Source organism: Ruegeria sp. CF4 (assembly GCF_056537345.1).
The window spans coordinates 91,948-115,196 of sequence record NZ_JBQFRJ010000009.1 but is presented as its reverse complement, the minus strand read 5'-3'; the positions used below and the strand labels follow the sequence as shown (position 1 = coordinate 115,196).

Genomic DNA, 23,249 nt, shown 5'->3' with positions numbered 1-23,249 from the left:
ACTCGAATGTATTGATGGGTGATGTTTTTAAGAAACACAGTGAACAGAACGCAGATTTACTTATTACGCCGCACATACGACGGCGCTGAATTACACAAACCGGCTTTTCAACAAGTTAGAGTAGAGAACTAGTAGGACAGTCCTCACAATTCCGGTTGCTCAAAAACATAAAGCCGCGATTTCTTGGCATCGTCTGTTAGGACATAGAGAAGCCCTTTGGTCTCATCGAGAGCGATTCCTTCGGGATGTTTAACTTCCTTTTGTTTGCCATCTTCTGTGAACGTCAAACTGATAGACTTTACGGACTTGGACTCTGGATTGTAGACGAAGATTTGACGGCCTTTGTCACTTACAATCCAAAGAGAACGTGAGGACGGGGACCATGCTAGGCCGCTCAAATCCAGTTCATCATCATCTACACGCTCGGAGATAAAACCTGCATCGCGGGCTAAAGGAATGATCTCAACAATTTCGTCTAGCGCTGGTGATACGACCATTAACAACCTTGGTTGTCCTTCAATGCCAATGAAGACCCGCCCCGATTCCGGGTCAACAGCGATACCTTCGGGTCCCTTGTTTAATGGGTTGCCAACGAGTAATTCAGCGGCGGCCGAGTAACCTTTAAGAGATGTGAGAGGTATTGTTGTCAATTGAATGGGTTCGGTTGGGTGAACGACTAGAATTGATCGGTCAGTTTCCTGAAGCACCAAAACAGACCCATCCTTTCGAGGTGCAACACCCTCCAAATCTGATCCTGCCAATGCTGGCAACTTGAAAGAGTTTCCTAATACCCCGTCGACTCTGAGTAGGTGCAGTTTAGGTTCGGCATCACTTACAGACCACAAGAAGCCTTCAGCGTTAGACATTGCCAAACCGGAAGGCTCTGAAAATCCCTCTGATTTGTCTGCCACCTTGAATTTATCGACCAGAACCAAACCAGCACTTTCGGCGTAGGCAAAATTGGTCCAAGGCAAGAAGGCTGCCGCAACCGAGCTGGCCGTAAAAGCGAGTCGTCTAAGTTTGCAGAAACACCGTGAAATTTCAGCTTTTGACGAAAACACTCTGTTTTCTGTCATTGGATTCTCTCGCGCTTGGACCACATCCCTGTATCAGCGTTCGTATCACAGTCCGGATACGATGTCCGAAGAATGCACTGTAATCTCTTTACCTGATCCCGCCTGTTGCGATTGAATTGAATAGGGCACGATGTGCCTTTGGTTAAGCGTAAGCCTTTGGCGTGAGCAGGGAGGAAGACAAGTTGAATACGACCCTCACATTTGTGACCGTGTTGTTGATGCTGCTGTTGCCAGGTGCTGCGGTGTCACAAGTCGACCCTGCGACGATGCTGGCCGGGGCTTCGGGGTCGGAAATCGTTATCGAACGCCGGTGGACGCAGTTTCGTGGCAAACAGGAACTGTATTTCTTTACTCTCGATGTGATCGTCACGATCATTCTGGCTGGCTTGATCGTATATCATCCGGTGAGACGTAAAGCCCGTAGAAGCGTCCGCGACATAGTTATGCCAAGGCTTTTCTTCCTGTATGCGCTTATCGGCATGGCGGTTGGTTTCCTGGTGGTTCAGCACGGGTCAATGATCGGTTTCGTTATCTTTGGTATCGGAGCGTTGCTCAGGTTCCGCTCCAATCTCGATGATCCGGTGGACACTGTCGAAATGATAATCGTGACTGTTCTTGGTCTTGCGGTCGGTTTGGGCTTGCCGCTGATGGCCACACTAGTGGCGGTTGTTTGTTGGTGTTTCATTTGGCTCGGAGGGCGAAACAAGGGTGTGGAAATTTCGCTCAAAGCTTCGGACGAAGAGCACTCATTGAAAGTCACCGGAGCCATTGAAGCCATGGCCACAGAGGCTGGCTGGAAGCTGGTCAGAAAACACCACGTCCCCGGAAAATCTCGGGTTTCATTGCTTTTCATCACCTCGGGTGGACTGACGGAAGCCCGGATCGAAGAGATGATAAATGATCTGGTCCCTGAAAAAGTCGAACTGAAACTCAACCTCTAGTCATTTCACAAGGTCTAAGCGTTTCAACACCGCATTCGGGGATCTGATCTCTTTCGGGAGCGACTTGAAGTTTACCGACCTTTCGAAGTCAGGGCCTCGATATACGGCTATCTCAAACTCTCCGTTCGGCTGGAACGTAACATGAGTGAAGCTGTGAGGTGATCTGGCGCTATCGCCAATAAGCCGCCGCGGACCACCTCCCAAACAAGCTTGAGAGACATAAGCCACACCGTCTTTCCAACCGGGGTAGAAGGCATGATGGTGGCCTGAAAGATGCAGAACAACACCGCTTTCCAGATAGATTTTTTCAAGTGTTGGGTCACCGATGATTTCGCGTTCGCGCTGGATCGCGAACGGCCAAAGTGGGAGGTGACTGAAAGTGACAATCGGGTCTCCGTCTGCACCCAATTCCTGTAACCGGTCCTGCTGGTCACCGGATAGGGGTCCTAGGGTCGTTGCATCCAAAGACGCAAACGTAATGCCCTGCATCTCAAATGCGTAGAAGAACGGGTAGTCATCTGAAACCAGGAAGTCGACGCCTGGTTTTCTCGGCGTCCATTCCTCTGCGTATATTTTCCTTTCACGCTCGAACCCTCGGTAGGCGGAGGCATCATGGTTTCCAGGTGTGACCGCAAATGGAATGCCGGCAGCCTCTAATGGATCTGATACGACCTCGTGAAACGCATTCCACATATCCCTGACCTGTTTGTCGGACAAGTTGGGAATGCGCTGTCCCGCAACCATATCTCCGGTCGAAATAACCAGATCTGGATCAAACTCGATTATGCGCTCAATCGCCTTGTCGACGCGGGCATCGTATCTTACCGAACCATAGCTTCCATTCAGATCCGATATGACGATGACATCCAATGCCGCCGCTTTGCAGGCGAGCAGAGCGGTCCAAATACACACCGCAATAAGAGCAGAACACCTACGGTACATAACAGTCCACAGCCTCTACCTCGGTGCCGTTTCTCAAAAAGAATGCGACAGGATCCAAGTCGAACATCAAATCGCCATTTGAGCAATTGCTCTGGAGAATGGACGTTGCCAGCGCAGTATTTTTGACAACTTGTGCAATCTGACTGTCTGACAAACCAAAGCTTTGCGATAGCCAGTCATAGACTGGGCCTTGGGATAGAAGGTCACTATTCAATGCAACCAAGCGCCGATACGTGCTTGGAGAGAAGTGGCGAATTTTCTCCAGCATTTGAGTAGATTTCGCGAAGTTGGCGTATTCGACACGCCCACCAGCATCGTTGTCGTTTAGATTGCTGCGACGGATCAATAATGCGTCGTCGGGAACGTCTCCATCGTTTGGCTCATGGTGCTTGGCTTTCTTATGCTTCAGCTTTCCGTCTTCGACCCAATACCAATAGGGTGTGAAGTCTATGTTTCCTACGCGGTCCTGCTGGCTAAAGATGAAATCGAGGAGTACAATCTCGGTAAGTTCTTGCATCCAAAATGCCATCTGTTGGTCGCTGACATCGGGACCGAGATCCTTGTTGATCATCCGGTCTCTTCGACCTTCTCCAACGCCCTCTACAATGGCCTCTGGCAAGGGTTTTGAAGAACGCAAAGCCAAGAAAGCAGGAGTTTCCTGAAAATCGCGGTTCTGACCTTTCCCCCAACCAGATTTACGGGTGCCGTTGATTTCCGAGCCGTATCGATGCCCAGGGCTATCAAGCAGCGCACCGTATATTTGCGTTCGATCTGCGGTGAACAGATCGTCGGTTGGCTGGTACGAGTTCGGGTCGGCATCCGCAGCCGCGAAGACCCGCCAGCCTTCGTGGTTCATGCGCCCACCATGAGAGCCGCCAGAAATCGCAAGGCCGGGCTCTGCGACCTCGGAAAAGTGCGCCTGGGCGTCCATGCTACGCCAAACGGCGACTGGAACTTTTACAGTCGTGTCGAAATATCTGGAGAAATGATAGTAAAGCAGCGACGAGGTGGAAAAGGTTCCACTGGTGCCCTTTTGGTTCATGGTGGATTTGAATTTGGCCACCCTGTCCTTGGCCAGATCTTTCGCCGCCTTCCCCTCTTTGCAAGCGTTTCTCTCGAACTCAGTACGGTTCCCTGTGTAGGGTCCTTCCGAAATATCGTACACGGCCATTCCTGGGCTGGTACTCCAGGTTTTTGGGCAAATAGCAATTTCGGAGGCATAGAAATCGATCTCGCAATAGGCCGTTTCTTCCTCAAGATCGCTTTTCTTATACTCGCCCGTTGAAACTTTTTCGATCCGAATACAGCGTTCAGTAACGCCGTTGGGACTATCAAATGTCGTGGCTTCACCGAGGACATCGTCGTTCGCCCACAAGACGGTGGGTGCAATGAAAGCAAGTGACCCCAGAAGAATGAACTTCATTTGGATAGTTCTCCCAATATCATTTGGGGCAAATCGCTGCCTGTTGTTCGGTAGAGATCTTCAAATTGGGGTCGACACTGAAGTTGGAGAACTTTGAGTCAATCCACTGGTCACACCCGCCTGAACATGGGGCCCCGTTTCGGGCCTCATTCCAATATTCCTTGGCCCTTTCTTCTGTCCAACCGCAAAACTGAACGAGCGCCATCGCCGACAATGCACCTGAGGAATGAACGCCCCACATGCAGTGCACCAGAACAGGGCCCTTTCCAGGGTTTTGAATCACCTCGTGTATGGACGCCATGACAGCACTGGGTCGGGAGGATCTGGCGCTTTGATAGTCGAAAGATCCGTTTCCGCAACTTGTGCGGCCGTATTCGGTGTTCTTGCCGAAGTCTGCGTAAAACCCGGTTGAAAACCCTTCATCGCAAAGGGTCTCGCGTTGAACTTTACTCAGACCCGTTCGATCCTTGTCGCCGCCTTTGAAACCAGAGCGATACAATACTCCGCTTAAGACTGGGCGAAAGAAAGCGACGCCATCAACACCTCCGTCGCCACCCTTTGAAAGCATTTGACTGTTGCTTGGGCCACCGTTTCGACTGGTTACGTCAGAATTCGCCGCGGTTGCCAGAGCACCAAATATGAGGGACGTCAAAAACCGCATGCCAGCTCCTTTCTATTTTTCAGCCTGTTATGCTCAAACTCTTCCTACTTGGTAATCTATTGGAGCGGCTCATTCTCAACAGCCGTATCAAGTGCGGGATAGACTTTCCGACCTGAAGCTTTAAATCGGCCACACCAGATTGATGATAAAGACGACCACGAAGTAGGCCAGAAAAACTTTCCAGTTCCATTGGTGTTTGCTTTCTTCGTTGATCACGCCGGACGACTTCAATGCCAGGTTTGTGACAATCAGAGCGACAACGATGACCGCCGCATGTGCCAGATCAAAATGCAAACTTAAGCTCCCTTTTGCAGATGTTTGATTTATGAAAAATGTGTCAGCAGTCACCTGATGGCAGCATAGCTACATCTGAGTACCTTCCCTCAGATGTCGTGATCCGAGCACATGCACCAGTATCCGTGTTAAACCAGTACGAGGTGAGCCCTTCGCTTCGGATGAGTTCAAATCCGAGACTCTGGATGCCCATTTCAGCCTGTCCCGCTCTTGCCCCTTCAAATGACGAAAGATCGCTAGAGCTGCCCACAGTTGGTGCACTTGCATCCACTGATCCGCCACTCTCGTCGCATGCTGCAAGCGCAGTAATACACGTCGTGCCGATCACCAATAGGACCTTGGGATTCATCTGTGTTTCCCTCGCTTTTTTGGACTTGCGTTCCAGGGTTTCTGATTGATCACCTATTCAATTCCGAAAATTACGTTGTAGTCGACGGAAGAGTTGCTGCGATTGATAACTTCCACAACATGATCACCGGATTGCCAAAGCTGTCCTCGATACTCCTTGTCCGCCGACATCAATCCCAACAGTTCAGAACCATCGGGGTTACGAATGACGTAGTCCAAGGAGCCATTTCGCGGAGCAACGCGGACGTAAAGGAACTGTTCGTTCTTTGCACCGAGAAGGTATTGCTGCGACGCTCCGGGCGCGAGTTGGCCGCCAAGTTCGGCGCCAGTGGAACCGACATCGAATTTGACACGCTGGCTACCGGTAGAACCGGCGACGCCTGCAATGGCTCCACCGCCATCATCCATCGCCTCGACAACCGACATCTCTCCAATGCTTCCATCCTTGTACGCGATGCAGCGCCAAAGTGTTCCACCTGCATCTCGTAGCATGACGAGCGTACCTGCTTCCGAGAACTCTGAGCTTTCTATCGTACCTGATTGACCGTCTGGTCCTCCAACCTGCCGTAATTGGTCGATACACGCGTCATCGGCTTCTGACATTGCAAAAGCAGCAGTGCCCGCGATTGCGAACATGGGAGTGAGGAGTTTGAGTAAAACGAGTTTCATCAGATGGTTCCCTGTTGGCTTGTCCTTACAGTTTTGTTCCGTACTAAGCGGAACCTCACTTTGCATCCCTCAACTTTGATAGAAACTCATCGCATGCCTGTGCGCTGCCGACGACCTCGTCTGTCGTTTCAATTCCTTGCAGTGATGCCATCTCGGAATTTACGCGATTGAGGATCTGATCCGCTTGCTCGGGGGTGATCAGGTTCTCTGCTTGTGCTCCTTTCAATGTGGTGCAGACACCGGCGGACAAGCCTGTCGCAACGCCGACACCCACTGCGGCCCCGCCACCTAAGGTCATCGCCCCAACCACGCCGAGGACGAGCCCGATCACAATACCCAAGATCACTTTTCCCATGTTTTCCTCCCTTTTGGTGAGAATAAGCGCGGCTTTCACTACCGGCGCAAACCATGTGCCCATCTGCAAATCAAGACCAGCGCTAACAGGTTGAGCACCGGTGCGAGCGCCGCGAACCACGGTTTGGCCGACTCTGAGATCGAGTCCGCTACAAGTATCCAAGGTAGTCCCAACGGCAGAAGGAACACCCCGGACAAAGGGTCTCTTTCCTGTCCCAACCAGCCAAATGTGCCCGTCAAGAATGCAATCAACGCCAACAGGTAAAGGATCGCGAATACAATGATAGTGGTTCTACAAACCAAGTCGAGCCTCAGCAAATCAAGCCAGTGCTACGCAGCCGTTTTCGGCTACGCAGCAGACTGGTCACAATGCGCCTTCGTCGCCCAGGAACTCGATACCAGCTGTCGTGCCATCACTGTAAGCAATGCAATTCCAAGGAGCACGATCCTCGCCAACGCCTACAGTGACCTGTGTCCCCGCCTCGCTAAACGCGGATGAGAGCACCACGACTTGCGAATTGTTCGTTGTGCTGGCTACATCTCGCAAACACGCCTGCTGAGCGGGTGTGAGTTCGGCGGACGCACTGGATGTACTCGTATCGTCGCAGGCCGCAAGCAGTGCGAAACAAGTTGCGCCCGCAATCATCACCATCTTTTTAGACATTTTCTTCTCCCTCTGGTTCCGTTGAAATTGGTGAAATTGGATGGCTTGTTTGAAGTTCTCGCGTCAGAGCAGGCTATGAAACATACTTCGGCCCTGTAACTTCCCTTCCCAACAACTTGTCGCGGGGGGTGGCGGGCGGAGCTATATTACTTTGACAACCGAGACCGCCGACAACGTGTGAAGGCTGAATGACGACAATGGCAGAAGCTCGAGCGAATTCTGGAGGTAGGCCGAGTACACTAAGTATAAGCATCGCGTCCTCCCAACGCTCAATCATTGTAAAGTGCCTTCCGACCGCCAGCACTCACTCCAGCGGCCGGTAGGGCCCGACAAGTCGGGCGACAGCGATCACAACGGAGGTAAAATGAAAGTTGTGTCAAATTCACATGTTTGAATCTAATTTTTAATAAATCAACATTTTTTCCGCGCGTAAACTTCATTACGCTCTCGTACGATAGGCGTCTGCCCTCAAACAAAAAGGTAGGTGGGAGCACCCATGAGGGCGAATGTGTTCTTTTGGGTCGGCGAGGCGTTCTGAGGTCGCGCAGAAACCAAGAAAGGATTGAAAATGGGTTTTGTTGAAGCCGTCAAAACGTGTTTCTCGAAATACTTCCAGTTCTCCGGTCGGGCTATGCGCTCAGAATACTGGTGGTTCTTCTTGTTTGTGGTTCTCGTGAGTTCTGCTTTAGCTGTGGTGGATGCGATCATATTCGGGACCAACCCAGAAACAGGGCAAGGATCTCGAGTTCTGTCCTCTGTTTTCCAACTGGCCGTTATCATCCCTATGCTGGCCGCCGGTTGGCGGAGGTTGCATGATACAGGGCGACCTGGCTGGTACTTGCTGCTGCCGATGGCGCTTAGCATTACAACGCTTTTTGTTATGCTGGGTGGCGTGGCGTTCTTCTCGGCATTGGAGCAAGGGGCCGAAAACCCCGATGCATTGCGAGGACCCGCGGCAGTTTTGGGCGTGACCGGTATTGTTGTTGTCTCAATTCTTCAATTGGTTCTGTCCATCCTGATGATCTGGTGGCTGACGCGACCTTCTCAAGAAGGCGCAAACGAATACGGCGCACCTGTTCCCTGACCTGGTTGCGCAGGCAGCGGGTCAGAATCTCTGCTGAATGACAGTTCGATTCTTAATACCAGGGAGAGAGAAAATGAGTTTCAAGCTGATTCCCATTGGAACGCTACTGATGGCTATGGCGACCACAGCATCAGCAGAATGGTCGTTCAGTTCCGGGCCTAATCCCAATGCATTTATTCAGACTGGAAACATGACATTGGAACTTCAGTGTGACCGTATCCGCTTTGCTCCGGCTGGATACGAGGACAGCCAGGACATTGTGGACAAACAAGGGCTTTCCATTCGTTTTTTGAAGAACGGCACCACCGAAGTTGGGGCATTTCAGGTTGGCGCAGAAAACGCTGCCGTGCAGATCGTCGACAACTATCCCGTCGAGGTCAGTTTCAATAGTCAAGAGGACTATGGTTTTGTACTGGACCAGCTTGCGGCCAATGCATCGGTTAATCTGTCGATGATTGATCAAGATGTCAGCTACGGAATCTTTGACTTGAAAGGTTCCAGCGCGGCAATTCAGTCCCTTCGTTCCGCCTGCGATTCAGGTGCTAGCCAGGGGGCCTCCTACGAACCCCCCGAAGGCATCGTCTATTGTGGTGGCGGAGCGATAAAACGCCAAATCGAATATGTAATTCTGGACAATCCGGAAGGAGAGTGGGACGCGCGAGTAACGGTCAACGGCGAGTCGATCAGAGCCATGACGGCCTACAGTTACTTCGGAAACTATGAGCCGCCCGCCGGGTTTGTCGTTGCCCTGCTTGGGGAGGACAGGTCCGAGTTTCTGATTTTTAGCGAAGGCTCGGCAAACTGGCTGGAATATGGGGACTACAGGTATGATCAGTGCAATTGATGCCACCCTCCAACCGGCTTCCCAATTAGTGGGCCTGTTGAAAGGGTTGGTTTCCGGGATTGTGCTGGTTTCGAGCCCAGTATGGACCTCACCAGCTGTCGCGGCTGATGTTTCGCAACTTCCAACTGGTTTGCGGGCTAAGGTTGATCTGGCAGAACAAGCCTGCGCAGAGTTCAACGACGGTCAGTTTGACTTAGATTGGGGTGCGGTTGAGAGGGTCGATCTCGACGGAGATCTACAACCCGACTGGGTTCTGAATGAATCTGGATTCGCGTGTTCGAGTGCTGCATCTCTTTATTGCGGAACTGGTGGATGCATGTCGCACTTCTTGATTGAAGAGGAAGTTCACTCCTTGCTCAATCGAGGCTGGACGGTTGTCGAATTCGGGCGTCAACGCATTGTCCTTGCAGATGTCCACGGAACTAATTGTGACGGAATAAACCCGACGCCTTGCGCAACAGCCAGTGTTTGGGATGCGGAAGCAAAGACGTGGCGCTCGTCTGCTGGTGATTGGGAGTAAACTGTAATTGGGCACCGCATATAAGCCTGAGAGCCTGTATGTTCGGGTTCCTCAGTGGCATGCAAACCTGTTGGCAAACTTCCAAGCTTTTCTTTTATGAAATCAATGTCAGAAACGCAGCGTTATGAGCGTACCCACATCCGGTCTCGGAAATTGCAACGTCTTGTTACGAAGGTCCGCTTTGGGCTGAGACTTGCCGCCATCGCGACTTGCAGAGAGCGACAACAGTAAGCCCATACCGGAAACGCTCGTTAAACTGCACGTGCACTCGTAGCATTCCCTTTGCAGAGAAATAGATAGATTTGAAGCCGTCGTGCAGCGGAAATTGCGGCCTCTGATGCGGTATTCAACGCGGTTCAGGTCGTTACTGACGAGGTCGCGGACGGGCTGGCCGTTCGGCGTAATGCCATTTGCGATGCTTGCCATATTGGCGGCAGCTGAATCGTGATGCGGCTACACCCGATCTCCTCTGTTATTGAATAACAATTTATGCAGGCCGTAAGGTTTGGGTGGCTGCTTTATCGACGACTACAAACTCTATTTCGGCTCAAAAAGTAGAAAGGTGCATTTATGAAGCGGAGTGTCTTGGTATGGGTTGTTTTGTCGCTGGCGGGATGCGTGTCAACCGCGCCTCCGCCATCAGCACCCATCCCCAATCCCGGTCACGCGAGTGCACCAGTCAGTTCACAGCAGGCCCAAGTGAGATTTCGTCAGGTCGCCTCTCGAATTGAGCCCGTCGCAGAGCGAGAATGCCGCCGCCAAACGCGCGGAGTGAATTGCGATTTTTTAATCCGTATTGATCCAAACAAAAAAGCACCCTCAAACGCGTATCAGAGCTTAAGCAAGTCGGGACGACCGGTGATCACAATGACCCAAGCGCTGACACGGAATGTGAACAATACCGATGAACTTGCATTTGTTATGGCGCATGAGGCCGCTCACCATATTCAAGGGCATTTGGCGCGACGTGCTCAAAATGCAGCGGCCGGTGCAGTTATTTTGGCGGGTCTGGCAACAATAGCAGGGACCGCGCCGAATGACATTGCCGCGGCACAAGACCTTGGAGCCTTTGTTGGTGGGCGCAGCTATTCGAAGAACTTCGAACTGGAAGCTGATCGGCTAGGCACGGTGATAACTTACAAAGCGGGCTATGATCCACTCAAAGGTGCGTTGTACTTCGCACGAGTTCCTGATCCTGGTGATCGTTTTCTCGGCACACATCCTCCCAACGCTCAAAGATACTACGCAGTGCAAGATACAATGGCCCAGATCGGTCGCTGACCAATTTGAACTTATGTTTTGCAATCCTGATCTTGGTTTTGCAAAGCTGAGTGATAAAGGTCCGCTTCGGGCTGCCCATCGGTCACAGATGAGAAGAGCTACGGACTGACACCTTTAGAATTGATATTTCGAAGTGAACCTTAGTTAGCAACGCGAAATGCGTTAATCATTCACCTTAATTCTAGGTTTCGCCAGCCGATAAAACATTTTGCTCGGCTGTGTTTCAACGCAAGTTTGGGAACTTGCAGGCTTAGCAAAATGCCCAGGCACAAGTTTTGGTCACAAAAATCTATTCCTCTGTTAATTTTAGGTCACAAGAATTGGTTTTAGCAAAAAGGATCACATCAACTGATGAAGCGGAAAATTGCTGCGATCCTGAGCCTGGATGTCGTCGATTATACCAAGCGTATGTCAGAGGATGCTGAGGCCACGCTGAACACTCTACAACACATCTTGGATGATGTGATCAGGCCGTTGGTCCATGAATACAAAGGGCGAATATTCAAGCTGATGGGAGATGGAGCTTTGGTTGAGTTTGTCGCTGCCACAGATGCAATTGATGCTGCAAGCCAGATTTTCAATCAGATGAGAGATGAAGACGTAAATCTTCGAGGAGGTCTCCACGTTGGCGACGTAATGCCAAATGGCACAGACTTGTTCGGAGAGGCCGTGAATGTTGCGTCTCGCCTTCAGTCCAGTGCCCAAAATGGAAGTTGTCTCGTCAGCAAGACCGCTGCTGAAGTTGCGGGAACTTCGCTGGCAGTTGCGTTGCGACCAGAAAGCTCGATACGGCTGAAGGGAATTCCAAATCCGGTGGAAGCCTACTCAATTGATTTGGATGGTGACAAAAGACGCGCAAAGAACAAGCTGCTGGCTAACTCTCAAGACGTGCGTTTTGCAAAATCGAAGGACGGTACAACGCTTGCTTGGACATCGACTGGAAGCGGTAGAAAGCTACTGGTCACACCAAACTGGCTTAGGCATCTGGAATACGATTGGACGATGAACACCATCGCCGGATGGTTGCCTCTACTTTCGGAGAACCACTGCCTTTATCGGTTTGATGGTAGAAACAATGGCTTGTCCCAGAGGGGTGTGCAGGATGTATCTCTGAACCGGATCGTCGAAGATGTTGAAGCCGTTTTGGACGCAGCCGGGATCGAAAAAGTGCCATTGTTTGGCATTTCCTTCGGGGCAACTATTGCTGCAGCTTTTGCCGCACATAATCCTAACCGTGTTTCGGGGTTGGTTCTACTTGGTGGATTCGCACAAGGGCTTGCGGTGCGCTCACAGCCCGGTATTGCCGCGCTTGGGCAAGCTATGATGGATATGAGTCTTGAGGGCTGGAACGATGAATATCCTTCTGCAAGAGACTTGATGGCCCAGTCATTTGCTCCAACTGCAAGCCCGCATGACCAGCGCGCTTATGCAGAGTTTATGAAAGTTGCAATGGACCACCAGGATTGGCTCAAGATTGGACCACTGGTCGCCGAAGTCGACGTAACCGATCTGCTTTCGCAGATCTCGTGTCCTGCTTTGGTCATGCACGCTAATCGAGACAGGATGCACAGTGTTGAACAAGGCAGGATATTCGCCTCCGGCATCGAGAATGCGCGCTTCATTGGCATTGAGACAGCAAACAATACGATGCCAGAGTATGATCCTGCCTGGCCTAAAGCCCTAGTGGAAATAGAGCGTTTTTTGAATTCAATTTGAGCAGTGTACGTTGTTCATCGCCAAAACTTTATTGTTCGAAGGTAAGAGGATGCCGTGCGCCCTTCGATTTTCGATACTGGAATTTGAAATCTCAAGGCTTCTCGTCGTCGCCTGCTTTGTCCCGCAGACTGTGAGTTCGTGCACCCTGAAAATTTGCGCCTGCAGCGAACGGCCGGTTCGACGGACCGCACCGCAGCGGCGACATGTGTCGATGAACGTCCGCTTCGGGCCGTTGGATAGGTTGTATAGAACAGGGTAGGGACTTGTGCTGCTTCTGCACCGAGGTCTGCAGTGAGCCCACTTCGACCGATGCTGCGCATCGCACTGACGTCTGCTCTTCAAGGGTGGCCAATAACGTGACAAAACCAGATGCGGTTTTGCCAAGGGTCTGCGGCACAAGATATTTCAGGGATTCTGTCGGGGCGGTTATGAGGGACAAAAATGACCGTTACCGCCGGTGACACACACGGTTGAGTTTTGGCACATCCTACTATCTAGAGAAGGCTTGGAACGAGCCCGTTTGAGACCTTGGGTTCGTATCGCAAGTGGATGATCAAAGCATCTTGTTGAACGTGTAGTTGAATCTTAGTCTCGGATCTTTTTTGCATGAGTATGCATTCCGACCAATATTGGAATTGAAAAACGTAGCAAAAAGAAAAATAACTATATCAGTTCTGATCAAGCCAACCACCCACGAGCAGAAGTCTTCTCCAGTTCGGCAAATCTGAAAAAAGTTGCAATCGTATTCGAACTTGAAGTAGTAGGTGATCAGCTTGTTAGCCGGATTGCCGAATAATTGGCAATTTTCAAGAGTTACAGATCAAATCAGGAGCTGGGTTTTGGAGTTTGACTTTGTGGTTGTTGGCGCGGGGTCAGCGGGCTGTGCAGTAGCTAGCGGCCTCGCCGAAGCGAATATTGGGACGGTATGCGTTTTGGAAGCCGGGCCCACGGATGCCGTCCCGCAGGTGAAAATACCGTTTGGGCTTCTTTACACAATGGGGAGCAGCCGGGACTGGAAATTCAAATCGAAGTCCCAACCTGGCGCGGCAAATCGTATTCTGGACGTTAACCGCGGCCGAATGCTGGGTGGGTCCAGCTCGATCAACTCGATGGTTTGGTTTCGCGGTCGTCATGACGATTTTGACAACTGGTCGGTGCCAGGATGGTCGTGGTCGGACGTCGAACAGGACTACGAAGAGGTCGAAGCCCGTATTGAACCGCGCAGACTACCGGAGCCGCATCCAATTTCTGAGGCATTCGGTCGATCGTTTGGTTCGAATGGCTTTGCGCCTCCTACACCGGAACACGAAAGTGCAGGCGTCTTTCACACAAATATGCGAAACGGCCGGCGTTGGTCCGCAGCGGACGCTTTTCTTCGCCCTGCAAAACAGACCGGCCGATTGGAAACGATAACGGGAGCCAATGTCGATCGGATTGAATTTGAAGTAGATCGCGCCAGACACGTTGTTCTCGTAGACCGAAGGATTGTCACCGCACGGTGCGGTATTATCCTAAGCGCTGGAAGCATTGGGTCACCCGCGATTCTGATGCGATCTGGCGTCGGCCCAGCCGCTCATCTCCAAGAACTTGGTATCAACGTCCAAGTAAATGCGCCGGGGGTAGGCAAAAACTTGCACGACCATCCAGCTTGCGGCGTTCATCACAAGGGACCAAACTCCGGCTACGGCCTGACGGCGAACCAGGCTCTGGCCTGGGCAGTTTCACCCTTCCACTGGCTCTTGCAGCGGCAGGGCCGCATGACTTCCAATTTCGTTGAGGCCGGTGCATTCTTTCGAGCGATGCCCCCAGGGCCGGATGGCGACATCAGGCCGGACGTACAGACCCACTTCATTCCTTATATGATGGGTCATAAAGGCCGTTCGATCACACTTGGTTCGGGCTACTTTGCGGATGTTGGCGTGTGTCGACCCTTGTCGCGAGGCCAACTTTCACTGGTATCAAAGGACCCGCGCATTTCGCCCGAGATCGATCTTGGCATCCTTTCCGATCCTGCCGACGTTGCTGTTCTGGTCAAAGGAATAAAGAAATTGCGGCATGTTCTTGCTGCCGCGCCGTTTGAGTATATGTCAGCACCGGAGGTATATCCGGGTGAGTGTGTGGTTACTGACGCACAGATTGCTGATTATGTGCGATCTCACTGCGGAACGGCTTACCACCCAGTAGGAACGATTAGCATGGGAGTCGATGGTACAAACCCAATCACGCCAGATCTGAACGTTAAGGGTATTGATGGCCTTTGGGTGGCCGACGCCTCGATCATGCCAAAAATCACTTCGGCAAATACAAATGCTCCGAGCATGATGATCGGACACAGGGCAGCCAAATCTATCCGTGTTCAAATTTCAACTACTTAAGTTGGGCCATGACAAGAAACGTGACTACCGCGCGAGGTAATCCGGGATGCAGCATAAATCTGCAATAAAATGCTTTCGGAAAGTAAACACAACCGCCTGGCTGATACGAGATATCAGAATGCCCACCATTGGCAGAATGTCTGCTCCCACTTGTTGCAGATCAAACATCAGTATCGGTTTACCTCCGTCTCTTATTCCGCACACAGGCCATAATCCCCCTGCCAGTACCTATGGATCAAAAAACGCCCGTTTCTTTTCAGATGTCTGGAAGCAGACATTGGGGCGTATACAACGAAGGTTCGCTTTGTCCGCAGTGGGTAAGTTCGAGCAGGTCAGTTAACTCGCGGGCGCAGCGAATGTCTGGAAAGCGGGCTGCGACCACAGCATCGCGACACTGTACTGAACGTCAGGATTGGGCCGTCCCCATCGGTGCGATGTTAGTCGGGCCGGACAATGCTGTACACGATCTAACGGCGGCAGCGAGCCCATACCTGCCCGGTGTGCTCCCTGTAGCAAATATCAGCTTGTCCGCGCCGTTGCATGCTCATGCGCAGCAGCCTCGCGCCGTTCCTCAAGTGCCTGTCGAATGATCTGGTACGAAGATGACAAGAAGAGGCTTGCCATGATCGCTGCCACAACAAGGTCAGGCCAACCTGTTGCCGTTCCCCAAACGCCCAATGCGGCAATCATGACAGCGACGTTGCCGATGGCATCGTTACGAGAGCAAAGCCAAACCGACCGCACGTTGGCGTCCCCGTCCTTGTAGCTGACAAGCAAAAACACGCTCGCAAGGTTTGTTGCGAGAGCCAGTGCACCGATGATCCCCATGATTTCGGCCTCTGGAACACCGACGTAGAATACTCTGTAGACCGTGGAGCCGAACACCCACGCGCCCATCAGGAAGAGGCTGATCCCCTTCGCCAAAGCTGCATTCGTTCGAGCGCGAACTGACGCACCGATCACGGCGAGGGAAATGCCATAGGTCAGTGCGTCACCAAGGAAGTCGAGCGCGTCGGCTTGAAGTGCCTGAGACTTCGCGTAGTGTCCGGCAGTCATCTCGACCACAAACATGGTTGCATTCAACGCAATGACGATCCATAGCCGACGTTTGTATTCGTTCGACATCCCGTCGAATTTCACGTCGTTACCGCAGCACCCTGCCATCTTGAAACCTCTTCAGAATCGCCTCGAACCTAATGTAGTCTCTCTAGTGACTGGAGGTTCAAGAGGGTTTTTTGCATGTTCTCAATTGGGGAGCTTTCGAAGCGGACGAAGGTCAAAGTGCCTACCATCCGCTACTATGAAGAAATGGGTCTTCTGGCTCCACCGGAACGTACGGCAGGCAACCAGCGGCGTTACACAAACGATGGTTTGGAACGCCTGAGCTTCATCCGTCATGCGCGCGATCTTGGCTTCTCCATCGACGCGATCTCATCTCTGATCGAGTTGCAAAACCATCCAGACCGATCATGCGAAGCGGCTACCGAGATCGCCGAAGGTCAGTTGTCCGAAGTGCGAGCCAAGATCAAACGCCTCAAAGCGCTTGAGAACGAACTGAAACGCATTGCTCAAGGATGCGATGGTCGCGGCGTGGCAGAAGACTGTTATGTCTTGGCGTCGCTCGCAGACCATGACCTGTGTGGGCGAGATCACTGAACCTCGAAAGCTGAAATCTATTCGGCAACTCCAAACGGCAGGTTTGTCCGCGCTCTGTGAATTCGTCGACGACCAGATTTCACAATCGCAGCGAATGGCGGCAATGCGGGCTGCGACCGCAGCATTCTGACCAGTGGGTGAATGGCCGGAATGGGCCGTCCTCGGTGGCAGTATGACATGGGGCAAGGGACTTGCCGCACCTGCTCCGATGTCGGCATCGAGCCCAACGCGACCCATGCTGCGCGGCGCACCAAGGTCGGCTTACGACTTCTCCGCTACTGTAGTGATGAAAATTCGCTCAGCCATTGCCAGGTCGCTTGAACTGCTGGGCGGGAAAATGTGCGTTTCCAAGCTGACATGTGAAATTCGTGTGAGCATTCCAGGGGGGTAGATGCGACGCGAACAAGAGCGCCCCGCTCAAGTAAGGGTTCCGCCAAGATCTCCGACCCCAGACAGACACCGTGGTTCAGTGTTGCCGCCTGCAGCATCATACCCGGGTCAGAGAAGTTCAGCCCGCTGGAAGTTTCCTGCCGCGTCGACTGCACTTTGGTAAACCATTTGTGCCAGTCGTCCATGCCTTCGTCATGCAAGAGCGGGGCCAAATCCAGTCGGTTATGGTCCGTCCGTTCGGGTAAATCCATAGAGGTCTCAGGAGACGCCATCGGCCAGAGGCGATCGCGCAACAATGGCACAGTAACCGTGCCTTCGTCGTGCCATGGTGTCGTTGATATCACGATGTCGATCTCGGCCTCTTCGGGCACCCAGGTTTCATCGGTCGTATGAAGCCACGGTTCGACCTCTGGCAGATCTTCGCGCAGTTTTGCCAAGCGCGGCAGGAACCAGCCCTGGGCCAAAGCCGGTGACATCATCAAGATGACCGAACCCGGTTTGGTGTAGGCATTCAGGCGGCGCACGCCATGCCGAACGGTTTCAAGTGCCTCCTGCGCGGTGCTCAGCAGATCGTGGCCGGCGTCATTCAGTTCGATCCGGCGGCCTATGCGCCGAAAAAGCGGCTGACCCAGATGGTCCTCCAGCGTTCGGATCTGATGGCTGATCGCGGATTGCGTAATGTTCAGTTCCCCGGCCGCACGGGAAAAGCTGCTGTGGCGAGCGGCAGCCTCAAATCCCACGAGCATTGGGAGAGGTGGGAGAGATCGATACGGGTTATTCATGAGCAATATTTGCCAATTCTATGACAAATTGGAATTTTGCATAATTATTGTCTCATGAAAAGATGGCGTAGAACCCTTTTGTAGAAGATGACGCCATGCTGCACAGGCCCCCAACACCCCGCGATCTTGGCTATCGAATGCCCGGTGAATTCACCCGGCATGCGCGGACGTGGATGATGTGGCCGTGCCGGCAGGTTGTCTGGCCGGACATCGCGGCCACGCGCAAAAGTTTCAAAGCGGTGGCCCATGCGATCCGGCGTTTTGAGCCGGTGACCATGGTCGTGCACCCCGATGACAGGGCCGAGGCCACCGATATGCTGGGGTCGGACATTGACTTGCTCGAGGTGCTAATTGACGATTCCTGGGCGCGGGACGCCGGCCCGAATTTCCTTTTGGACGCGGATGGTGCCAAGGCCGCGGCACTGTTTGGATTCAACGCCTGGGGCGAAAAATACACACCGTTCGATCAGGATGCCGCGGTCGGACGCGCCATGGCCAAGGATGCTGGCGTGCAGACTTTCACCAGCCACCTGATTGCCGAAGGCGGCGGTCTGAGCGTGGATGGTGATGGTACCATTTTGACGACGAAATCATGCTTTCCAAATTCAAATCGCAATCCCAGCTGGAGCCTGAACGAGATCGAAGCCGAATTGATGGCCATGCTGGGCGGCGACAAGGTCATCTGGTTGCCCGGAAATGTCGAGGAGACGGAAACCGACGGTCATGTCGACGGAATCGCGGTATTTGCAGCACCGGGCGTTGTGCTTATCGAAGGGGCGGATGACCCGTCTGATCCGTGGCGGAAGATCAAACAGGCAAATATTGATGCGCTTGAAGGAGTAGCAGATGCCAAGGGACGTCCGATCCGCCTGGTGAAAATACCGGAAGCCGATGAAAGCTGCGTGATTGGGGACCGCTTCTGTCGATCCTACGTTAACGCCTATCTGTGCAATGATGGCGTGGTCATGCCGCGATATGGCACGAGCACTGACGGTGAGGCACGGGAAACTTTTCAGGATCTGTTTCCCAACTCGGAGGTGACGATGGTCGATATCGCGGACATTGCTGTCGGCGGCGGCGGCATTCATTGCATCACCCAGCAGGAGCCGGCCTGATGCAGCAGCAGGCTACCTCGGCGCGCTCTGAACCGGCGTTGCGCCTTGTGACGGGGATGGATCATCCGCATGACAATCGGGCGACGTTCCCAGGCACCATTGATCTTTTGGCGCAGGCGGTTCTTGCCGTCGGAACGCCAAGGTTTCCGGAGGTGCTTGCAGAGATTTGCAAAGAGGCATCAGGGTTTGAATCGGTCTTTGCCTGTGCGTTTTTCCCCGACCACGCCCCCATCGTGGTTTTCGATGACCTCGCAAGCACCGACGGTGCCGCGGTGCTGACGCCCTATCTGAATTGGGCATATCTGCTGGATCCGCTGCATGAGCTATATCGCGAAGGCGACAGCGATCTTGTTGAAATGCTGTCGGATTTCGCTCCGGATGATTTTCGCCAAAGCGACTATTTCAATCGCTTTTATGCCGCCACGGGGTTGGCTGACGAATGTGCCGTGATCCTGCGGTGTGGGGGTGACGCGGCCATTGTCCTGTCGCTTGGCATTCGGCACGGTCGTGCCGGGCGCGCAAATGCGCGGGTGCATCTGCTTGACATACTGCCCCTGCTGGGTGCACTGGCGCGGCGTCATTGGCCGGGGCTGTCGCCTGCGTCAACATCCGGCATCGGCCGTATCGGCGGTCATGTCGAGCAGGCCTTTGCCCTTTTTGGCACATCCATTCTGAGCGAACGTGAGGCCGAGGTGGCGCATCTGATTGCCAAAGGACATTCGAACAAATCCATTGCACGGCGATTGGGAAACAGTCCGGAAACGGTCAAAGTACACCGCAAGCGTATTTATACCAAGCTGGGGGTGAATTCGCAGGGTGGTTTCTTTTCCGTGTTCATGGCGGCCTTATCTGCCACGCCACCCGGCGCGGAAACCGATCCGCTGGACTTTCTGCCACCTGATTTCTGTCCCGCCTATTGACACCAAAGGAAAGAACAATGATGACACGCCGCGACATCATAAAGTCTGCAGCTGCCCTAACGGCTGCTGGAACGTTGCCCGCAAACGCCGCTCTGACCGGTGCGCGGAGCTATGGGTTCCGCTATCCGGAAGAAGCACAACCACATGAGCGTACCTTCATGCAGTGGCCGGCTAGCCGGTATGTCTATTCCGATGGGGCGTTTCTGAAGGAATTGCAGGCAACGATTGCGGAAATTGCCAACACCATTGCCGGGTTTGAACCGGTCGTTATGCTGATGGCCGCCAAGCACATCAAATCTGCCCGTGGTCTGCTGAGCGAGCAGGTTGAGATTTGGGACATCCCGACCGAAGACCTTTGGGCGCGCGACAGCGGGCCGTCTTTTGTCGTCAATAGCCAGGGCGATCTGGCCATGACCCATTTCAATTTCAATGGCTGGGGCGGCAAGCAGCTGCACCGCAAAGACGGTATGGTCGCCATCCGCGTGGCCGAGCGATTAGGCCTAGAGATGCTCGATGTAGGTCTGGTTGGTGAGGCCGGCGGGGCAGAATTTGACGGCGAAGGTACCCTGATCGCGCATGCCAGTTCGTGGATCAATCCCAATCGCAACAAGGGCGCGAAACAGGAGGTCGAAGAACTCCTGCTGGAGACCTACGGCGCCGACAAGGTAATCTGGGCACCGGGTATCAAGGGGGCGGATATCACCGATTACCACATCGATGCGCTCGCGCGGTTCACCGAGCCCGGAACCGTGCTGATCCAAATCGGTGACGAGGTTGATCCCGACGACCCGTGGAGCCGCGCGGCCTTTGAAACCCATGACATCCTGCGCAACGCTGAGGATGCGAGGGGGCGAAAGCTAGAGCTGGTGAAACTGCCCGAGCCCTGGGATATTCGTGTGCAAAGCTATGATTTTGTTGCGTCTTACGTGAATTACTATGTCTGTAACGGCGCGGTCATCGCATCCGAATTCGGCGATAAACCCGCAGATGAAGAGGCATATGCGATCCTGTCGGATCTCTATCCGGGCCGTGAAATCGTGATGCTCAACACCGACCCGGTTGGCGAAGTCGGTGGCGGCATCCATTGTGCAACCCACGAGCAGCCGAAAGTCTGACACGCAAAAGAAGAAGGTCGCCGGAATTCCATCCGGCGCCCTTTTCCTTTGTCCGGTGACCCCCTTCAGCCGACAGCAAGATTCACGCCATCGATCGTACCAAGCGCGGTGTACATGTCGGGGCGGCGATCCCGAAACACACCCCATGAAAGGCGATAGTCGCGCACCGCTTCAAGATCGAATGTGGCGGTCATGTAAGTCTCATCCGTGCGGTTTGCCTCGGCCACCTTGGCGCCGGTGTGATCCGCGATGAAGGTCGAGCCATAGAAGGTCATTTCGGTTTCACCATCCTTTTCCAATCCAACACGATTTGAAGCAACCAGCGGCATGATATTCGCTGCGGCGTGACCTTGCATCGTGCGTTGCCAATGAGCGGCGCTGTCCAGATCGGGATAGTGCGGCTCGGATCCTATGGCAGTCGGGAACATCAGAACCTCAGCCCCCATCAGCGCCAGAGATCGTGCTGTTTCCGGAAACCACTGATCCCAACACACCCCGCATCCCAGCTTGGCATAGCGCGTAGCGACCACCTGGAACCCGGTATCACCCGGCGTGAAATAGAATTTCTCTTCATAGCCCGCCGCCTGCGGGATGTGGGTCTTGCGGTAATTGGTCAGTATTTCGCCATCCGCGTCGATTACGGCCAGTGAATTGTAGTGCGCCAGGCCTGCACGCTCGAAATAGGAGATCGGCAAAACCACGTTCAGCCGCCTGGCCAAATCGCGAAAATGCTGCACCAACCGGCTTTCCTCCAGCGTGCTGGCCAAGGCCAGATGCCTGGCCGAGATCTCGAGACAAAAATATGGCGTCTGGAACAATTCCTGCAGCAGGATGATTTGCGCGCCATCCTCGGCAGCTGCGGTGACAATATCCTCGGCTTTCTGGATATTTTCGTCCTGGTCCCAGGAACAGGCCATCTGGGTGGCCGCGATGGTGACATTAGACATGACAATCTCCATTTGGCCTTGGTAAGCGGCCGGTCGTTCAATTTGAAAGCGGGTGCGCGGCACAAAAGGCGCCGCGCGATCGGGTCAGTTCATCAGCTTCGTCCAGACCCGGTCATAAAGCTCGGTCGACTCCGGGCTGCAGGTCGGGATGAACTCGGGTGCCGGGGCATCTGCAGGTGGGGTCAATTCCGGCGCGCCGGACAGATCAACGTCCACAAACGCCTCCGACCCCTTGATGCCATTGGAATAGCGCGCGTAATTGGTGATCATCGCTGCATTTTCCGGGGCCATCACGAAGTTGATGAAATTCTTGGCGTTTTCGAGGTTCTGGGCGCCTTTCGGAACGGCAAGATTGTCCATCCATCCCGTGAACCCTTCTTTCGGATAAACATAGCGCAGCGATGGTTTTTCATCGCGGGCCCGCATGGCATAGCCATTCCAGCTCATCGAAACGACAGCCTCGCCAGAGACAAGCGGTTCTTTGGTCTCGGAATCGAAGCTTTTGACCCATTCTTTCTGGCTTTCCAGCAGTGCCAGCACTTTCTTCATGTCCGCGGGGTTGTCATTACATCGCGGCAGATCAAGATAGCGCAACGCCATGTTGATGACGTCATTTATGTCGCGCAGCATGTTGATCTTGCCCTTCACCTCATCGGCAGGGTCAAACAACACCGCCAGCGTATCGACGTCCCCTTTCACGATATCCGTGTCAACAACAAACGCCGTGGAACCCCAGGCCCAGGGCGCAGAGAACTCACGCGCAGGATCCCAATAGACTTCACGCCACCGCTCATCGACATGTTCAAAGTTCGACATCGCGTGCACGTCGATCTGCTCGACAATGTTTTCGGCGATCAGGATCTGCATTGTGCCATCTCCCGGCACGATGATGTCATATCCGCCGGCCCCTGCGCGCAGCTTCGAGATCATGGTTTCCATGCTGTCATAGGTGTCGATATGCACATCGACGCCAAATTCCGCCTCGAACTTCTCGACCAGATCAGGCGGCGTGTATTCACCCCAGCTGTAGATGTAGAGATCGCCCTCGGCGGTGGCAGCAGAGGCCAGTGTCGATGTTCCCAGAGCCAGAACGGCCATGCGGGTCAGGTTTTTCAAAGTCATAGTTAGTCTC

General features: G+C 53.3%; 24 protein-coding genes. 11 read left to right on the top strand and 13 right to left on the bottom strand.

The annotated features are described in order from the left end of the window. Positions 1-143: 143 nt before the first annotated feature. On the bottom strand, positions 144-1,076 hold the full coding sequence (locus ACR0NF_RS16995) for an SdiA-regulated domain-containing protein (RefSeq protein ID WP_170790473.1): 933 nt from the start codon (positions 1,074-1,076) through the stop codon (positions 144-146). A gap of 182 nt (positions 1,077-1,258) precedes the next feature. Here ACR0NF_RS16995 and ACR0NF_RS16990 point away from each other — a divergent pair, with 182 nt between their 5' ends. Further along, the gene (locus tag ACR0NF_RS16990) at positions 1,259-2,017 is read left to right on the top strand and encodes a DUF4956 domain-containing protein (RefSeq protein WP_170493949.1); all 759 of its coding nucleotides are present in this window, start codon (positions 1,259-1,261) and stop codon (positions 2,015-2,017) included. Here the strand turns inward: ACR0NF_RS16990 and ACR0NF_RS16985 are convergent, their stop codons facing one another. The 7 genes from ACR0NF_RS16985 to ACR0NF_RS16955 all read right to left on the bottom strand — a co-directional run bounded on the left by ACR0NF_RS16985 (position 2,018) and on the right by ACR0NF_RS16955 (position 7,372). Beyond that, positions 2,018-2,887: a metallophosphoesterase family protein gene (locus tag ACR0NF_RS16985; protein ID WP_170790474.1), complete on the bottom strand. Its 870-nt coding sequence runs from the start codon at positions 2,885-2,887 to the stop codon at positions 2,018-2,020. Between the two features lie 61 nt (positions 2,888-2,948). Next, positions 2,949-4,382: a hypothetical protein gene (locus tag ACR0NF_RS16980; RefSeq protein ID WP_480778655.1), complete on the bottom strand. Its 1,434-nt coding sequence runs from the start codon at positions 4,380-4,382 to the stop codon at positions 2,949-2,951. A 19-nt stretch (positions 4,383-4,401) separates the two neighbouring features. Continuing rightward, positions 4,402-5,043, bottom strand: coding sequence for a protein-tyrosine phosphatase family protein (locus tag ACR0NF_RS16975; RefSeq protein ID WP_480778654.1), 642 nt, complete (start codon positions 5,041-5,043; stop codon positions 4,402-4,404). Positions 5,044-5,163: 120 nt separating this feature from the next. Continuing rightward, complete coding sequence (locus tag ACR0NF_RS16970; protein WP_170493938.1) at positions 5,164-5,337, bottom strand: hypothetical protein; 174 nt, start codon at positions 5,335-5,337, stop codon at positions 5,164-5,166. Positions 5,338-5,739: 402 nt separating this feature from the next. Further along, positions 5,740-6,354, bottom strand: coding sequence for a hypothetical protein (locus ACR0NF_RS16965; protein ID WP_170790052.1), 615 nt, complete (start codon positions 6,352-6,354; stop codon positions 5,740-5,742). Positions 6,355-6,409: 55 nt separating this feature from the next. Next, positions 6,410-6,772 (bottom strand): hypothetical protein, encoded by a 363-nt coding sequence (locus ACR0NF_RS16960; protein ID WP_170790053.1) that lies wholly within the window; start codon positions 6,770-6,772, stop codon positions 6,410-6,412. 300 nt (positions 6,773-7,072) lie between these two features. Then, positions 7,073-7,372: a hypothetical protein gene (locus ACR0NF_RS16955; RefSeq protein WP_170790054.1), complete on the bottom strand. Its 300-nt coding sequence runs from the start codon at positions 7,370-7,372 to the stop codon at positions 7,073-7,075. A gap of 568 nt (positions 7,373-7,940) precedes the next feature. On the opposite strand from ACR0NF_RS16955, the gene ACR0NF_RS16950 reads away from it, so the two are divergent. The 3 genes from ACR0NF_RS16950 (at position 7,941) to ACR0NF_RS16940 (ending at position 9,820) form a co-directional block, all read left to right on the top strand. Continuing rightward, on the top strand, positions 7,941-8,456 hold the full coding sequence (locus ACR0NF_RS16950; RefSeq protein WP_480778653.1) for a DUF805 domain-containing protein: 516 nt from the start codon (positions 7,941-7,943) through the stop codon (positions 8,454-8,456). A 73-nt stretch (positions 8,457-8,529) separates the two neighbouring features. Then, a complete protein-coding gene (locus tag ACR0NF_RS16945; protein WP_170790056.1) occupies positions 8,530-9,300 on the top strand; it encodes a hypothetical protein in 771 nt (256 codons plus the stop codon). Continuing rightward, a complete protein-coding gene (locus ACR0NF_RS16940; RefSeq protein ID WP_281996014.1) occupies positions 9,284-9,820 on the top strand; it encodes a hypothetical protein in 537 nt (178 codons plus the stop codon). The genes ACR0NF_RS16945 and ACR0NF_RS16940 overlap by 17 nt, the downstream gene beginning before the upstream one ends. A 108-nt stretch (positions 9,821-9,928) precedes the next feature. Here the strand turns inward: ACR0NF_RS16940 and ACR0NF_RS16935 are convergent, their stop codons facing one another. Continuing rightward, complete coding sequence (locus ACR0NF_RS16935; RefSeq protein WP_480778652.1) at positions 9,929-10,246, bottom strand: hypothetical protein; 318 nt, start codon at positions 10,244-10,246, stop codon at positions 9,929-9,931. A 144-nt stretch (positions 10,247-10,390) separates the two neighbouring features. Between ACR0NF_RS16935 and ACR0NF_RS16930 the strand changes: the two genes are divergently transcribed. From ACR0NF_RS16930 to ACR0NF_RS16920, 3 genes are all read left to right on the top strand, one after another. Continuing rightward, a complete protein-coding gene (locus ACR0NF_RS16930) occupies positions 10,391-11,101 on the top strand; it encodes a M48 family metalloprotease (protein WP_480778651.1) in 711 nt (236 codons plus the stop codon). A 351-nt stretch (positions 11,102-11,452) separates the two neighbouring features. Beyond that, positions 11,453-12,817: an alpha/beta fold hydrolase gene (locus ACR0NF_RS16925; protein WP_480778650.1), complete on the top strand. Its 1,365-nt coding sequence runs from the start codon at positions 11,453-11,455 to the stop codon at positions 12,815-12,817. Positions 12,818-13,590: 773 nt separating this feature from the next. Then, positions 13,591-15,192, top strand: coding sequence for a GMC family oxidoreductase (locus tag ACR0NF_RS16920; protein WP_480778649.1), 1,602 nt, complete (start codon positions 13,591-13,593; stop codon positions 15,190-15,192). A gap of 519 nt (positions 15,193-15,711) precedes the next feature. On the opposite strand, the gene ACR0NF_RS16915 is transcribed toward ACR0NF_RS16920, so the two are convergent. Further along, on the bottom strand, positions 15,712-16,356 hold the full coding sequence (locus ACR0NF_RS16915; protein ID WP_170766404.1) for a cation diffusion facilitator family transporter: 645 nt from the start codon (positions 16,354-16,356) through the stop codon (positions 15,712-15,714). A gap of 75 nt (positions 16,357-16,431) precedes the next feature. Between ACR0NF_RS16915 and ACR0NF_RS16910 the strand changes: the two genes are divergently transcribed. Then, complete coding sequence (locus ACR0NF_RS16910; protein WP_170363786.1) at positions 16,432-16,848, top strand: MerR family transcriptional regulator; 417 nt, start codon at positions 16,432-16,434, stop codon at positions 16,846-16,848. A 275-nt stretch (positions 16,849-17,123) separates the two neighbouring features. On the opposite strand, the gene ACR0NF_RS16905 is transcribed toward ACR0NF_RS16910, so the two are convergent. Continuing rightward, complete coding sequence (locus ACR0NF_RS16905; RefSeq protein WP_480667932.1) at positions 17,124-17,984, bottom strand: LysR substrate-binding domain-containing protein; 861 nt, start codon at positions 17,982-17,984, stop codon at positions 17,124-17,126. Between the two features lie 131 nt (positions 17,985-18,115). On the opposite strand from ACR0NF_RS16905, the gene ACR0NF_RS16900 reads away from it, so the two are divergent. The 3 genes from ACR0NF_RS16900 to ACR0NF_RS16890 are packed head-to-tail and all read left to right on the top strand — an operon-like array spanning position 18,116 to position 21,170. Next, positions 18,116-19,135, top strand: a complete 1,020-nt coding sequence (locus ACR0NF_RS16900; protein ID WP_480667933.1) for an agmatine deiminase family protein — start codon at positions 18,116-18,118, stop codon at positions 19,133-19,135. Next, positions 19,135-20,055: a helix-turn-helix transcriptional regulator gene (locus ACR0NF_RS16895; protein WP_480667934.1), complete on the top strand. Its 921-nt coding sequence runs from the start codon at positions 19,135-19,137 to the stop codon at positions 20,053-20,055. Before ACR0NF_RS16900 ends, ACR0NF_RS16895 begins: the two co-directional genes overlap by 1 nt. Before the next feature lie 17 nt (positions 20,056-20,072). Then, a complete protein-coding gene (locus ACR0NF_RS16890) occupies positions 20,073-21,170 on the top strand; it encodes an agmatine deiminase family protein (RefSeq protein ID WP_480667935.1) in 1,098 nt (365 codons plus the stop codon). Positions 21,171-21,235: 65 nt separating this feature from the next. On the opposite strand, the gene aguB is transcribed toward ACR0NF_RS16890, so the two are convergent. After that, positions 21,236-22,117: an N-carbamoylputrescine amidase gene (gene aguB / locus ACR0NF_RS16885; RefSeq protein ID WP_480667936.1), complete on the bottom strand. Its 882-nt coding sequence runs from the start codon at positions 22,115-22,117 to the stop codon at positions 21,236-21,238. Between the two features lie 84 nt (positions 22,118-22,201). Beyond that, positions 22,202-23,239 carry an extracellular solute-binding protein gene (locus ACR0NF_RS16880; RefSeq protein WP_480778648.1) on the bottom strand — a complete coding sequence of 346 codons (1,038 nt, stop codon included), beginning with the start codon at positions 23,237-23,239 and terminating at the stop codon, positions 22,202-22,204. Positions 23,240-23,249 lie beyond the last annotated feature (10 nt).

Bases quoted from the DNA above. Each gene is read 5' to 3' on its own strand.
- ACR0NF_RS16900 (WP_480667933.1), top strand. From the start codon at position 18,116: ATGCTGCACAGGCCCCCAACACCCCGCGATCTTGGCTATCGAATGCCC.
- ACR0NF_RS16955 (WP_170790054.1), bottom strand. From the start codon at position 7,372: ATGTCTAAAAAGATGGTGATGATTGCGGGCGCAACTTGTTTCGCACTG.
- ACR0NF_RS16935 (WP_480778652.1), bottom strand. From the start codon at position 10,246: ATGGCAAGCATCGCAAATGGCATTACGCCGAACGGCCAGCCCGTCCGC.
- ACR0NF_RS16940 (WP_281996014.1), top strand. From the start codon at position 9,284: ATGATCAGTGCAATTGATGCCACCCTCCAACCGGCTTCCCAATTAGTG.
- ACR0NF_RS16945 (WP_170790056.1), top strand. From the start codon at position 8,530: ATGAGTTTCAAGCTGATTCCCATTGGAACGCTACTGATGGCTATGGCG.
- ACR0NF_RS16995 (WP_170790473.1), bottom strand. From the start codon at position 1,076: ATGACAGAAAACAGAGTGTTTTCGTCAAAAGCTGAAATTTCACGGTGT.
- ACR0NF_RS16960 (WP_170790053.1), bottom strand. From the start codon at position 6,772: ATGGGCACATGGTTTGCGCCGGTAGTGAAAGCCGCGCTTATTCTCACC.
- aguB (WP_480667936.1), bottom strand. From the start codon at position 22,117: ATGTCTAATGTCACCATCGCGGCCACCCAGATGGCCTGTTCCTGGGAC.
- ACR0NF_RS16965 (WP_170790052.1), bottom strand. From the start codon at position 6,354: ATGAAACTCGTTTTACTCAAACTCCTCACTCCCATGTTCGCAATCGCG.
- ACR0NF_RS16890 (WP_480667935.1), top strand. From the start codon at position 20,073: ATGATGACACGCCGCGACATCATAAAGTCTGCAGCTGCCCTAACGGCT.
- ACR0NF_RS16925 (WP_480778650.1), top strand. From the start codon at position 11,453: ATGAAGCGGAAAATTGCTGCGATCCTGAGCCTGGATGTCGTCGATTAT.
- ACR0NF_RS16915 (WP_170766404.1), bottom strand. From the start codon at position 16,356: ATGGCAGGGTGCTGCGGTAACGACGTGAAATTCGACGGGATGTCGAAC.
- ACR0NF_RS16905 (WP_480667932.1), bottom strand. From the start codon at position 17,984: ATGCTCGTGGGATTTGAGGCTGCCGCTCGCCACAGCAGCTTTTCCCGT.
- ACR0NF_RS16930 (WP_480778651.1), top strand. From the start codon at position 10,391: ATGAAGCGGAGTGTCTTGGTATGGGTTGTTTTGTCGCTGGCGGGATGC.
- ACR0NF_RS16880 (WP_480778648.1), bottom strand. From the start codon at position 23,239: ATGACTTTGAAAAACCTGACCCGCATGGCCGTTCTGGCTCTGGGAACA.
- ACR0NF_RS16910 (WP_170363786.1), top strand. From the start codon at position 16,432: ATGTTCTCAATTGGGGAGCTTTCGAAGCGGACGAAGGTCAAAGTGCCT.
- ACR0NF_RS16975 (WP_480778654.1), bottom strand. From the start codon at position 5,043: ATGCGGTTTTTGACGTCCCTCATATTTGGTGCTCTGGCAACCGCGGCG.
- ACR0NF_RS16950 (WP_480778653.1), top strand. From the start codon at position 7,941: ATGGGTTTTGTTGAAGCCGTCAAAACGTGTTTCTCGAAATACTTCCAG.
- ACR0NF_RS16895 (WP_480667934.1), top strand. From the start codon at position 19,135: ATGCAGCAGCAGGCTACCTCGGCGCGCTCTGAACCGGCGTTGCGCCTT.
- ACR0NF_RS16980 (WP_480778655.1), bottom strand. From the start codon at position 4,382: ATGAAGTTCATTCTTCTGGGGTCACTTGCTTTCATTGCACCCACCGTC.